The 13,040-nt window shown below is 29.4% G+C and carries 11 protein-coding genes; 5 read left to right on the top strand and 6 right to left on the bottom strand.

Annotated elements, in window-relative coordinates; genetic code table 11:
* Positions 1-19: 19 nt before the first annotated feature.
* Together ACF3NF_RS07665 and ACF3NF_RS07660 are read right to left on the bottom strand one after the other, a co-directional pair.
* A complete protein-coding gene (locus ACF3NF_RS07665; RefSeq protein WP_394023068.1) occupies positions 20-751 on the bottom strand; it encodes a hypothetical protein in 732 nt (243 codons plus the stop codon).
* A 53-nt stretch (positions 752-804) separates the two neighbouring features.
* Positions 805-1,962: an AI-2E family transporter gene (locus tag ACF3NF_RS07660; RefSeq protein WP_394023066.1), complete on the bottom strand. Its 1,158-nt coding sequence runs from the start codon at positions 1,960-1,962 to the stop codon at positions 805-807.
* Positions 1,963-2,038: 76 nt separating this feature from the next.
* Between ACF3NF_RS07660 and ACF3NF_RS07655 the strand changes: the two genes are divergently transcribed.
* Positions 2,039-2,401, top strand: coding sequence for a VOC family protein (locus ACF3NF_RS07655; RefSeq protein WP_394023064.1), 363 nt, complete (start codon positions 2,039-2,041; stop codon positions 2,399-2,401).
* Between the two features lie 31 nt (positions 2,402-2,432).
* Here ACF3NF_RS07655 and lepA read toward each other — a convergent pair whose 3' ends face one another.
* Together lepA and lepB are read right to left on the bottom strand one after the other, a co-directional pair.
* Positions 2,433-4,253 carry a translation elongation factor 4 gene (gene lepA, locus ACF3NF_RS07650; RefSeq protein ID WP_394023062.1) on the bottom strand — a complete coding sequence of 607 codons (1,821 nt, stop codon included), beginning with the start codon at positions 4,251-4,253 and terminating at the stop codon, positions 2,433-2,435.
* Positions 4,254-4,907: a signal peptidase I gene (lepB, locus tag ACF3NF_RS07645; RefSeq protein WP_394023060.1), complete on the bottom strand. Its 654-nt coding sequence runs from the start codon at positions 4,905-4,907 to the stop codon at positions 4,254-4,256.
* Positions 4,908-5,063: 156 nt separating this feature from the next.
* On the opposite strand from lepB, the gene rpsT reads away from it, so the two are divergent.
* Positions 5,064-5,333, top strand: a complete 270-nt coding sequence (gene rpsT / locus ACF3NF_RS07640) for a 30S ribosomal protein S20 (RefSeq protein WP_262122670.1) — start codon at positions 5,064-5,066, stop codon at positions 5,331-5,333.
* A 60-nt stretch (positions 5,334-5,393) separates the two neighbouring features.
* Here the strand turns inward: rpsT and holA are convergent, their stop codons facing one another.
* On the bottom strand, positions 5,394-6,410 hold the full coding sequence (holA, locus tag ACF3NF_RS07635; RefSeq protein ID WP_394023058.1) for a DNA polymerase III subunit delta: 1,017 nt from the start codon (positions 6,408-6,410) through the stop codon (positions 5,394-5,396).
* Positions 6,407-8,587: a DNA internalization-related competence protein ComEC/Rec2 gene (locus ACF3NF_RS07630; RefSeq protein ID WP_394023056.1), complete on the bottom strand. Its 2,181-nt coding sequence runs from the start codon at positions 8,585-8,587 to the stop codon at positions 6,407-6,409. The genes holA and ACF3NF_RS07630 overlap by 4 nt, the downstream gene beginning before the upstream one ends.
* Positions 8,588-8,652: 65 nt before the next feature.
* On the opposite strand from ACF3NF_RS07630, the gene ACF3NF_RS07625 reads away from it, so the two are divergent.
* The 3 genes from ACF3NF_RS07625 to ACF3NF_RS07615 all read left to right on the top strand — a co-directional run bounded on the left by ACF3NF_RS07625 (position 8,653) and on the right by ACF3NF_RS07615 (position 13,019).
* Positions 8,653-9,282 (top strand): alanyl-tRNA editing protein, encoded by a 630-nt coding sequence (locus tag ACF3NF_RS07625; protein WP_394023055.1) that lies wholly within the window; start codon positions 8,653-8,655, stop codon positions 9,280-9,282.
* A gap of 484 nt (positions 9,283-9,766) precedes the next feature.
* A complete protein-coding gene (locus ACF3NF_RS07620; RefSeq protein ID WP_394023053.1) occupies positions 9,767-11,266 on the top strand; it encodes an ATP-binding cassette domain-containing protein in 1,500 nt (499 codons plus the stop codon).
* Entirely contained in the window at positions 11,259-13,019 is a 1,761-nt protein-coding gene (locus tag ACF3NF_RS07615) for an ABC transporter ATP-binding protein (protein ID WP_394023051.1), read from the top strand. The genes ACF3NF_RS07620 and ACF3NF_RS07615 overlap by 8 nt, the downstream gene beginning before the upstream one ends.
* Positions 13,020-13,040 lie beyond the last annotated feature (21 nt).

The following is a 13,040-nucleotide window of genomic DNA, read 5'->3' as shown; positions in this document are numbered from 1 at the left end:
TGGCTATCGCCATCTTAAATTAAAGTATAATTTTGTAATTTTTTAGAGTATCAAATACAACTTCTCTTTTATCATCACTCTTATCAATTATAATTTGATTATCAGCTATACCATTTTCTCTTAATATATATAAAGTATCTAGTACATAAATTTCGCTACCTACTACATAAAAATAGGCATCAGGCTTTTCATTTGCAAGCTCTTTTAACTTTTTTAAATAATCATTTCTTGATTCTAACCAATATTTAAAAAAGCATGTTCCATCAACACATTCGAAGTCTTTTTCGTATAGATGATTATCTTTTTTGTTTACATTTAGACTAATTAATTCAGGTATATTTGAATTATCAATTTCAAATTTTTTAATAAGAGGCCTCATAGTTGACATTGCTAAGCCCTGGGATAATAAAACTATTGGCTTATCTTCTCTGCGTAAAATCATATGGGATTTTATTTTATAAATTGTAACCTCATCTCCCTCTTTTAGGTTAGAAAGGGCTTTTTTGAATACTGATTTTCTGATAGGAATTTTAGTTGTAAACTTGATAGTTCCTTCATCAGTCAATGTATTTATACTCAAGTGATGGACTAGTTTTTTATTTATTTCACTACCTGTGTCATATCCTGGCAAGGCAAGGTGAAAACTAGAACCCTCATCCCATACCAAATCTTCTGGTTTTTCCAAAGTATAGGTAAATACATTTTTGTATTCTTCTTTGATATCTAAAATCTTTACTTGATATTTATCCATTATAACTCCTTAATGATAACTATTATCACTAATCCTATTATACTGTTTAGAAATTATTCTTCATCCGGTACTTTTAAATTTCTTTGGCCTATATTTAAAGTATTTTGGATATATTGAAAAAACTCTTTGTAATCATATATCCAATTATCCATAATTCCAGACCTATAAATACCCACAATAAATATCAAAATAACTGGGAAAAATATTGCTCCACTAATTCCAAATAATCGAAGACCTGAGTATAGAGCTATTACAGATAATATAGGATGGATATTTGCCGAAGATCCGATAACTTTTGGAGCTATCACCTGACGCAATCCCGTCCAGATTATTAAAACAATTAGTAAACCTATACCTTTATTCATGTTAGAAAAAATAAAAATTTCAATAACTGTCCACGGTAGAAGCATTATAATAGGCCCAATCATTGGAAGTAAATCCAAGAATCCTAGTAATAATGCAATTGGCATAAAATATTGCTGGCCCAAAATTTTTAGGGCAATAGCCATAAGTATTGTACATAATAAGGCTAATTTTAACTGAGATTTTATATAATTCCAAGTGGAATTTTTAAATACCCTTCTAATTAAGCTAAAGTTGTTTTTTGAACTTTCAGAAAATTTAGAATGATATTTAATTGTTGCCATTTCCATATCTCCTAAAATAATATAAAAAGCGACTATAAAGGTTATAGCAAAAAATATGATATTATTTGAGGTATTTATAAAGGCTGTGGTAAAACCAAGTGTTATATCAACAGCATTTTTTTGTAAATTTCCTAAAAACTGATAAACTGAATTTAGTCCTGATTTTATAGCATTGGATACAAATTCTGGTAAAAGATTAATTTGAGAATTGACTGAATTTATCCAATCATTGGTTGATGATACAATCTTATCCCAATTTCCAATTATATTTCCTATCAATCCACTAACTTGGCTTACGATTAATTGGGTAAACCAAACCAATAAAAATAATATTAATACTAAAAGTATAGTGCCAACTATATAAGAAATGACAGTATGTTTAATTGGCAAAAAATCATCTATTTTTTTTATAAGTGGTGTAAGAATTGCTACTAATATCAAGGCCAAAATTATAGGCATCAAGGCATCAACTAATGGTGGTGCTAAAAATATTAAAAATAAAATTGATAAAATTATTATTCCAGTACGCAAAAATATGCGTTCGTATAGATTTTTGGATTCCATATTATTCCCCTTATGCTTTTATGTTATTATATCACACCCTGGGGTAAAAAATAAATAAACAATAAAGGGGGAAATTATGATTGACCATATAAGTTTACAAGTTTCTGATATAGAAAAATCCAAAGAATTTTATGAAACAGTTCTTGCTGAAATTGGTTTAATTAAGAAAGTTGATTATGAGGATGCGGTTGGATTTGGTAAGGAAGATTCTGATTTTGCAAATGAATTATGGCTTGTTGAAGGAAAACCAAATGACTTTCATCTTGCCTTTAGAGTTGATAATGAAGAAGAAGTAAATAACTTTTATAATAAGGCCTTAGAGTTGGGAGCAAAAGATAATGGTGCTCCGGGCATAAGAGAGCATTATGCTCCAAATTATTACGCAGCATTTTTTCATGATTTTGATGGAAATAATATTGAAGCAGTATTCTACAAATAAAAAAGCGATCTAGTTTTTTACTAGGTCGCTTTTAGTTTGATTGCTCATCATCATATTTTAATACTGCTAGGAATGCATCTTGTGGAACTTCTACATTTCCTAACTGGCGCATACGTTTCTTACCTTCTTTTTGTTTTTCAAGCAGTTTTTTCTTTCTTGAAATATCTCCACCGTAACATTTTGCGATAACGTCTTTTCTAAGAGCTCTAACAGTTTCACGAGCTATTACTTTTCCACCGATAGCTGCCTGGATTGGTACAGCAAATTGTTGGCGTGGAATCTCATCTTTAAGTTTTTCAACAATGCCACGACCTCTAGCATATGCACTATCTTTGTGAACAATAATTGAAAGTGCATCTACTACTTGGTCATTGATTAAGATTTCAAGTTTGACTAGATTACTTGGAGCATATCCAGTTACTTCATAATCAAGTGATGCATATCCACGAGTTCTTGACTTTAAACTATCAAAGAAGTTATAAATAACCTCATTTAATGGTAACTTATATTTTATAGATACACGGGTGTCGTCTATATAGTGCATATCAATCAATTCTCCACGACGATTTTGGGCAAGACTCATGATTTGTCCTATATAGTCACTTGGAGTTATAATTTCTGCCCTAGTCATCGGTTCTTCTATATAATCAATTGTAGCTGGGTCTGGAAAATCATTTGGGTTTTGGATTTCAATTTCTTCGCTTGCACCCTTTAGTTTTACCCTGTAGATAACTGATGGTGCTGTAGCAATGATATTTAAATCATACTCACGTTCTAACCTTTGTGTAATGATATCCATATGGAGTAGTCCCAAAAATCCTGAACGTAAACCTACACCAAGGGCTTGGGAATTTTCTTGCTCAAATACTAAGGCTGCATCATTTACTTGAAGTTTTTCTAATGCATCACGGAGTTTATCAAAACTTTCACCTTCTGCTGGATATATACCAGAATAAACCATTGGCAGAACTTCTTTGTAGCCTGAAAGTGGTTGATCAGTTGGTTTTTCTGCATTTGTGATGGTATCACCAACCCTAGCATCTTTTACTTCTTTTATACTAGCTTCTATAAATCCTACATCACCAGAACGCAACTCCTTGGTTTCAATACGATTTTTCATGGTATAACCTACGGTATTTACCTCATAAGTTTTACCAGTATTCATCATTTTTATAGTATCTCCAGGTTTTACAACCCCTTCAAAAATACGCACATAACAAATAACCCCACGATAAGCATCATAATATGAATCAAAAATAAGTGCTTTTAGTGGCTTATCATCGTGGTCTTCTGGTGCTGGAATATTTTCTACTATATCTTCAAGTACATCTTCAATATTTAGGCCAGTTTTAGCTGAAACTAATGGAATACCTTCAGTATCTAGTCCTATTTGGTTTTCAATTTCTTTTTTCACTTCATCAACTCTTGCTGATGGCAGGTCAATTTTATTTAAAACTGGTAATATTTCTAAGTCTTGGTCTAGGGCTAGATATGTATTAGCAAGGGTTTGTGCTTCTACCCCTTGGCTTGAATCTACAACTAATATTGCACCTTCACAAGCTTTTAAAGATCTTGATACTTCGTAGTTAAAGTCAACGTGACCTGGTGTGTCAATTAGGTTTAAATCATAAATCATACCATCATTCGCCTTATAATGGATTTTGATGGATTTTAATTTAATTGTAATTCCACGCTCACGTTCTAGCTCCATATCATCTAACATTTGATTTTGCATTTCTCTTTCAGATAGGTGTTCGGATTTTTCAATCAGCCTATCAGCAAGAGTGCTTTTACCATGGTCTATGTGGGCAATTATAGAAAAATTTCTTATATTGTCTTTTCTTTGTGTCATCTATTTATTTTCCCCGTATGGATTATTGTCTATATTTCCCATGTCATTAAATGGATAAAATCTATAAAATGCATGGCCTACTATTTCTTCTTTTTGAACTGGACCGTAATTTCTTGAGTCATTGCTGGCACCTTCTGCCCTGTTATCACCCATTACAAAATATTGGCCGTCTAAAAGATACCATTCATAAGTATCACTTGTTTGTAGAGTGTAGTCTACAGATGTATATGGTTCTTTTAGTTCTTCGTCGTTGATATATACTTTTTCATCTTTTAGAGTTACTGTATCGCCTGGAAGGCCTACTACTCTTTTTACATAAAGTCTGCCTGGAAAATCTGGCGCATTTAAGATTACAATATCTCCTCTGTCATAATCGTGGAAGTGCTTACCGATTTTATTCATAAAAAGCATATCTCCATCATGCAGAGTATTTAACATGGAATTTCCCGCTACCCTTGTTGCATCTATAAACAGCCACTTGATAAGTGCGGCAATTAAAAGAGCAACGACTATTGATTTTATCCAATCAAGTATGCCTTCATCGTCTTTTTTAGGATCTTTTTTATCATTGATACTTTCATTTTTCACAATTGTAGGGCCATTATTAGTTTCTGGTTCTACAACAACTTTTACTTTTTCATTTTCATTAGTCATATAAATATCCTCTCATTCATTATTATATTATAATCTAAAAGTTAAAAACTAACAATTATTTGATTAAGTAATAAATAAAACTTGTATGATTCAATTTTCTATGGTAAAATGTATCAGTCAAGCAAAAAAAGACTAACTAAGAAAGAGGGTGAAATAATGGCAAATATTAAATCAGCTCAAAAAAGAATTGAAACAACAAAAAGAGATACTGAAAGAAATAAAGCTAAAAAATCAGAAATCAAAACATACATCAAAAAATTTGATCAAGCTTTAGAAGCTGGTAATGTTGACGAAGCTCGTGAAATCTTTAGACACGTTGATAAAAGAATGAAACAGGCTGAAGCAAAAAACATTATACACAAAAATAAAGTAGCTAGAACAGCATCTAGATTACAAAAAGCAATGAATGAAGCACAAAATGCTTAATAAAAAATGAGCAATAATCAGTAATGGATCCACACATATGTCTACTGATAATTGCTCATTTTATTTTGCAGAAATTTCCCTAATTAACAATAATAATTCTAACTCCATATCAAAATCAACTGATTTTTGCCTAAATTCCATATCAAATATCCTAGAGTGGATATCAAATAATTCCGGCAAAGAAAAATTTCTACTATAATTCTTAATTTTCTTTAATTCATAAGCTCCAATTCCAAGATTTTTCATCATAAAAGTATCGTTGTATCCATTTATGTATAATGATTTTACACCTATTAGATTTCTTATCTGCCTTATTATCATATGGTAGATCATAAATAAATCTTCATTAGCCCTTGCCATTTTTAAATAAATACTTGTCGCTTCCTTTGGATTTTTGGCACTCATTGCATCTGTTAAATTAAATATATTTATATTTAAAACTTCATCTAGCTGATCAAATACATCCTGTGATTTTACAATTTCTTCACTAGAATTTGCAATAATTTTATCAACAACGTTTACTATTTGATAAAGGTCAATTTCACTGTCTTTATTTAGGTATGAAAACCTATTTACTATTTCAACTACTAGTGATCTTTGGATTTTTTTGCCATTTCTAACAAATCTTTTGCCAATAAATGACTCTAATTCTTTTTGATTAAGTCTATTAATTTCTACAATTTCACCATTTTTTGCAATATTTTTATAAAATTTACCTTTGAATGGGGGATTATCAGAAAAAATTAACAGTGTAGAAAAATCTGGAAATGACTTAAAATCATTTGATAAAACTTCAAGCGTACTTTCATATTCCTTTATAGAATTTTTTGATAAGTCTATATTTCTCCAAATTATAAACTTTTTATCTTCCATAACCGGGTAAGTTTCATAAGAAGTTTTAATTAATTCTACATCCTTACTTCCCTTTATTTCTACTAAGTTAAAGTCAGGAATATTTACTTTATTACGCACTTCTTCTATGATAGTATCGTTTAAAAATTCTTCTTTAGAATCAAATAAATAAACTCCACTAGTTTTATAATCGATTAAATGATTCATAAATTCTTTGAAATTCATTTAAAAAATCCTCCTTTCAAATATTTTTCTATTCTTACATTTTTATCAAAATATATTTTTACCATTCCATCTGTTTGGGTATTAAATATTTTTACTCCATCTAGATTATTAATTACCTCTGAACTTGGGTGGCCATAGCGATTATTGCGTCCTGCAGATATTAGTGCAGCCTTTGGTTTTACTTTTTCTACAAATTCTTTTGAAGTAGAAGTTTTTGATCCATGGTGGGAAACTTTTAAAATATCAGCTTCTTGATCAATTTGTTCTTCATACTCTTTTGGCAAGTCTCCCAAAGTTATTATTTTTGTACCTTTAATGTTAATTAAAAGTCCAAGTGATTCTGCATTTTCTTCACCAGATTCTCCATCAAATATACACTCAATGTATCCATTTTTTAATTTTATAATATCATTCTCTTTTATGATCTCTGGTTTATATTTTGAAATAGTAGCAATATTATTTTTACTTGTTAATATATGCTCTACATAAAAGTTGTCCATTAGTAGGTTTATATTCCCGCTATGGTCATTATCCTCGTGAGAAATAAAAACAGCCTTTATATTTTTTATACCAATAGATTTTAAATAAGGAACTAATATTTTTTCGCCACTATCATAATCATCATACTTAGGTCCACCTACATCAATTAAATAATAATCTCCCCTATCATTTATCAAAAATGCATCGCCTTGGCCTATATCTATCATCGAAAAACTAGTTTCTGGATTTAGCTTTTCATATCCTAGACTAGAAATTATGATAAATAAATTTATTATATAAAATTTCTTTATCAAATCCTTATTTGATTTTCTAATATATATGCTAATTAATATTAGGAAATAGAGGTATATGGATATTAATATGTTTTGATGAATAAATTCTATATTTAAAAATCTCAGACTGCTTAACATGGAAGTTAAATTTAATATAGAATTTATTAAATAGTCCAGAATAAAATAAACTGGAGTAAGGATAAATCTTAATATTGGATAAAATATAACAATTACAAACATTATGTACATAGATATTGTAAAAATTGGCAAAATTAAAAAGTTTGCCATAATGCTCATCAAATTTATTTTGCCATAATAAAATGCTGTAAAAGGAAATATGCTTGCTTGAATTGAAGCTGTAAATCCAACACTTTCTGATATTAAATTATCATTTAATAATCTTTTTACTTTTGGATATATCAAGTAAACACCACTTGTGGCTACAAATGATAAAACAAAACCTGCATTTAAGATTGCAAAGGGATTAAATAATAATATCAAAAATGCTGCTATCAATAAGGATTTAATCTTATCTTCTGGTTTTTGCCAAATAAATGCTAGAAATCCAATCAAATTAATTATTAAAACTCTAATTACCGAAAATGGAAAGCCTATCAAAAATCCATAAAATCCACAGGTTAAAAGTCCAAATATATATCCGTATTTATAATTTAAATTTATTTTTCTGAAAATTAAAAGTATAAAAGCCAAAAGCAAATCAATATGTAAACCAGACACAGCCAAAATATGTGCAAGGCCCAAATCTTTTATGCCATCATTTTGAATTAAATTTTCCCCTAAAACTACAGATATTATAAAATTTGAAGCTTCTTTACTTAAATTGCTTTCAAAAATTTTATGAATATAGTTATAAAAATTTTTCCTAAAATTTAAAAATACAGAATTACTTTTTGCACTTTTCTTTATAGATTCTAACTTAATATTACTTGCAATTCCCTTTGAAATAAGATAATTTCTATAATTAAATAAGTTTGGATTTGTATTTTTATTTGCCAGGATTACCTCGCCTTCTATTAAATAAATATCGCCAATATCAAAATCATATTCTGTAAAGATAAGAGATTTTTCTGTTATATTATGACCTCTAGCCCTAACAAAATATCTATATCTATCACTAACTTTCCTTTTTTCTAAAATAGTTATTTCTAATGTTTTATCGGGATAGTCTATAAGTTTATATTGCTTTAGATTATAGAAACTCAATATAAAACCTAATGCGAGACCTATGGGGAATAATAAAAGCTTTTTATCGATAAAATATATAAGTAATCCAGAAATAAGGCATAAAAGAATTACAAAAACAATATTAATTGATTCAAAATTAATGAACAATCCTATTCCTGATATAAATCCTATTAAAGCGATAAAAATTTTCTTTCTCATAGCCCAACCTCGGGTATATTATATCATATGATTAAGTATTAGTTTTAATTAAAGGAAGGTAGATTATGCAGAAAATTTACTTAAAATATCCAGAAATAACAGAATTAAAAGCAAATATAGTCTCAAGACGTGCCCAAGATAACTACACTCAAATAATTTTAGACCGCACAATATTTATGGCAGAAACATTTGGATTTTTGAAAGACTTTGGCAGTATATCTGACTTAGAAATCGTATCAATTGAAGAAAAACGAGATAATATTATACATACAGTTAAAGGCCGACCTCAAAAGTCAGAAGTAATTTTAAAATTAAATGATAAGAACAGAATCAAAAATTTAGCTTATAATACAGCATTTATTATTTTTAAATTAGTATTAACCAGTTTTTACCAAGCAAAAGATTTAAAGTTAACTATTACCGAGGATAGGTCGGTAATAAAAATTTCAGATTTTTATGATAATTTTGATAAATCATTAATAGAAAATCAAACTAATTTTATAATTGAAAAAGCATTAAAAATTGATAACAAGCAAGGAATAACTTCCATAGCTCCCCTAGGAGAGGTAATAAATAACGAAATTTGCTTTGATAATACTTCAAAAGTACGTGGATTTAAAATATCTGAAATCGAAAGTTTTGGAAATGATCTGGAGCTAGAATTTATCGCAGGTAGAGATATTATATTAGAATAATAAAATCATGATGGCAGCTAGCCATCTTTTTTTTTATTTTTACACATATTTTTTACATATTTACATTAATAATTTATCATGCTATACTATTGATAAATATATTTAAGGAGGATAAAAATGAACAATAGATTAAAAAATAAATTGGTGCATAAACGTATCTGACAGTCAAAGTAAGTACATAAACTCCTTGCTTTGGCTATAAACAAAAATCAAGGAGGAAGCGGAATATTCCGCACTTATGAAAGAAATAAAATTTATTTTTAAACAAATGTGGTCTAAAGACCCATTTATGTATTTTATAATTATCGCCTATGCTATATTAAATGGGATCTTGCCATTTGTATGGATACTGGCTCCCGCTTATATTATCAAAAATAGGCACAATAATCTCGAATTTTTCCTACTATTTTTTGTAGTTCTATTTTTAGTAACTTCTATTATAAGGTTTTTATCTTCATTTCTAAAAGGAAATTACAGGATGAGGATGAATAGACTTCGTTATGGACTAAATACCAAAATAATTAAATATTCCCTAAGTCTTAGTTATGCTGAGCAACATGATAACAAAATTAAAGAAAAAATAACCCAAGCAAATAGGGCTATAGAATCTCCCTTTGATGGATTTGGAGGGATTGTTCTTTTCTTGCCAGAAACCCTTGGTATGATTACATCTCTTATAGGATTTTTATGGATATTCAAAAGCCTGGACTGGTACTTGGTAGTCTATATAATTATTATGACTATAATTGCTGCTAGGTATTTCTATAAGCTAACTTTTACTTATGAAAAATATTGGGATCAAATTGATGATACTTGGGAAAAGCTAGAACAGTTAAATTATGAACTTAAAAACCCTATCAGTAAACTTGATATACTAATGTATGATATCACCAATATCCTCAAAAAATATTACTTTGGAATAACTTCTTATAGGCATCAAGCACTTAAAATAAACAATAGTAAAGTGATGAAGCTACAACTTAAAGCAAGATTAATCACTCTATTAAGAGATATACCTATTTTTATCTGGATGATAACTAATCTATATAATAGTTTCATAGGTGTTTCTGAATTTTATGTTTTATTTACTGCTGTCTTTGGATTTATTCTGATTACTTATTCTTTATCAATTAATCTATCTGAAATAGCAAATAATATAAAGTTTTTTAGACCATATTTTGCTATAAGCTTAAAGGCTGATGAAATCTATAATTATGTCGATTTTGATAAATTTGAATTAAGTCTAAAGAATCTATGTTTTAAGTATCCATCATCTAATAAAAATATCTTAAATAATATCAACCTTACTATCCATAACAATGAATCAATTGCCCTTGTTGGAGAAAATGGTGCTGGTAAAACTACTCTTGCATTAATCCTTGCAGGGCTTTATAAGCCTACTAGTGGTGAGATTTTACTTAATGGAAAAAATATAAAAGATTATAATATAGATCAAAAGGACTATATTTCAGCAGTCTTCCAAGACTCTCTTTTGCTACCATATACTATAAGAGAAAATGTATTGATGAGTGATGGATATGATGACATTACTGATCTTTACAATACAACTGGTCTAACTGATATTATAAAATCCTATGAAAAAGGTGATGAGCAAATATTACTGAGAACCCTAAGTGATGATGGAGTCGACTTATCAGGTGGGCAAAAACAAAGGTTATTTTTAGCTCGTGCCTTACACAAAAGTCATGCTAAACTTCTATTACTAGATGAGCCAACTGCACAACTTGATGCCATAGCAGAACGCGACTTGTATGAGCTTTATAATAGTGAAGCAAAAGATAAATCAAGTGTCTTTATCTCTCACAGGCTTGCTTCAACCAAGTTTTGTGATAGAGTAATATATCTTAAAAACGGAGAAATAATCGAAGAGGGTTGTCATGATGAACTTATGGATTTAAAAGGCGAATATGCCGAACTTTATGATATCCAAGCTAAAAACTACAAGGAGGCCAATAATGCATAATTATATTAAGTTAATTAAGCTAGTTAACTCAAAAGAAAAAGGCTTTACTAATAAAACTATTATATATTCAATTCTCCTTGGCATATTGCCTCTATTAAGGTTAGTAGCACCAAAGCTTATCATTGATGAATTTACTGGCCCTTCCCGTTTAAATGTGATGTTTACTATAGCCATAGCTGCTTTGGTTTTAAACTTTCTATCGGATATGCTAAAAGTAAAGGCTAGCCAATATTATATGCTCAGTCTAGACCATGTAAGAGACAACTTAGCCTATGACATAAACGAAAAGATATTGAAATTACCACTTGAGATGACTGATTCTAAGTCTATCCAAGATAAGGTAGAAAAAGCTAACCAGGGTCTTGCAAATATGTGGGGATTTTTTGAATTCTTAGGCTTTGGCCTTAGCCAATTTGCTACTGGGATAGTTTCAATATTTATAATTATAAAGTTAAATCCACTTTTACCTTTGGTCTTAGTAGCATTGTTTTTTCTGAACAAACCTATCACAAAAAAGTTAAAAGAAAATGAAGCAAATAATCAAAAAAGGTCTGCTGAAGAAGTCCGTATTTACAAATATTATTTTAACTTTTCTAGGGATTTTAAATATTCCAAAGATATTAAAACATATAAGGCTGAAAATCTGATACTTGACAAGTCAGATTACCACTTAAATAGGATGTATGAATTAAATCATAAATACTTTACTATAAATGGCATCTACTTAGGACTAATAAATGTCATAAATAACCTAGGTATTGTTGGTTCATTTATTTATATAGGATCTAAACTACTAAGATCTGCTATAAGTGTTGCTGACTTCACCCTGTACTTCAACTCTATAAATGGACTTATCGAGGGTTTAAATATGTTCCAAGATTATTATCCAGAACTTGCCAGACTCAATGTAACTATAGATGCCCTTTTTGAATTTATGGATATAGAAGAATCTTGGAATGAGGGCGGAGATATAGATAATATAGATCTAAGTACAGTCCAAATAGAATTTAAGAATGTATCTTTTAAGTATCCTACAAGTAAGGATTATGTACTAGAAAATTGTTCATTTATTATAAATCCAGGAGAAACTATCGCCTTAGTTGGTCGTAATGGTGCCGGTAAATCTACTATAGTAAAACTTCTTTGTAAGTTTTATGATGCTACTAGTGGAGAAATTCTTTTAAATGGTATAAATATAAACGACATCGATACAAAGTACTATTATCAAATCCTCTCCCCAACTTTCCAAGACTTTAGGCTATTTCCATTTAGGATAGATGAAAACGTGGCAACTATCAGCCATGAAAAAATCTCAGATTATAATTATTCTGAAATGGACAAATCATTTGAGCTATTAAATATCAAAGATTGGGTGGATAGTTTAGCAAATAAAAAAGCAAACTATATATCTACTCTGCTAGATGATGAGGGTGTACAGCCATCAGGCGGAATAGGACAAAAATTAGCTCTAGCTCGCTCTATGTATCATAAGGGGAAATTCATAATCATGGATGAACCAACAAGCGCCCTTGATCCACGTAGTGAACAAGAAATATTTGAAAAAATGCTGGCTATTACAAAAAATCAAACTTCTCTTTTCATATCCCATAGATTATCATCTACAAAATATGCTGATAGGATTCTGGTTTGTAATAATGGTTATGTTGACGAAGTTGGAACTCATGAAGAACTTTTAAAAGAAAATAAACTATATAAAGAAATGTTTGAAACTCAAGCAAAACTCTATGCATAAAAAAGAAGCGGTTAGTTTTAC

This window comes from Anaerococcus martiniensis (genome assembly GCF_043187485.1).
Taxonomy (GTDB): Bacteria; Bacillota; Clostridia; order Tissierellales; family Peptoniphilaceae; genus Anaerococcus; species Anaerococcus martiniensis.
The sequence above is the reverse complement of the archived record's forward strand: the minus strand, read 5'-3'. Positions and strand labels throughout refer to the sequence as shown.

Bases quoted from the DNA above. Each gene is read 5' to 3' on its own strand.
- ACF3NF_RS07665 (WP_394023068.1), bottom strand. From the start codon at position 751: ATGGATAAATATCAAGTAAAGATTTTAGATATCAAAGAAGAATACAAA.
- ACF3NF_RS07660 (WP_394023066.1), bottom strand. From the start codon at position 1,962: ATGGAATCCAAAAATCTATACGAACGCATATTTTTGCGTACTGGAATA.
- ACF3NF_RS07655 (WP_394023064.1), top strand. From the start codon at position 2,039: ATGATTGACCATATAAGTTTACAAGTTTCTGATATAGAAAAATCCAAA.
- lepA (WP_394023062.1), bottom strand. From the start codon at position 4,253: ATGACACAAAGAAAAGACAATATAAGAAATTTTTCTATAATTGCCCAC.
- lepB (WP_394023060.1), bottom strand. From the start codon at position 4,907: ATGACTAATGAAAATGAAAAAGTAAAAGTTGTTGTAGAACCAGAAACT.
- rpsT (WP_262122670.1), top strand. From the start codon at position 5,064: ATGGCAAATATTAAATCAGCTCAAAAAAGAATTGAAACAACAAAAAGA.
- holA (WP_394023058.1), bottom strand. From the start codon at position 6,410: ATGAATTTCAAAGAATTTATGAATCATTTAATCGATTATAAAACTAGT.
- ACF3NF_RS07630 (WP_394023056.1), bottom strand. From the start codon at position 8,587: ATGAGAAAGAAAATTTTTATCGCTTTAATAGGATTTATATCAGGAATA.
- ACF3NF_RS07625 (WP_394023055.1), top strand. From the start codon at position 8,653: ATGCAGAAAATTTACTTAAAATATCCAGAAATAACAGAATTAAAAGCA.
- ACF3NF_RS07620 (WP_394023053.1), top strand. From the start codon at position 9,767: ATGAATAGACTTCGTTATGGACTAAATACCAAAATAATTAAATATTCC.
- ACF3NF_RS07615 (WP_394023051.1), top strand. From the start codon at position 11,259: ATGCATAATTATATTAAGTTAATTAAGCTAGTTAACTCAAAAGAAAAA.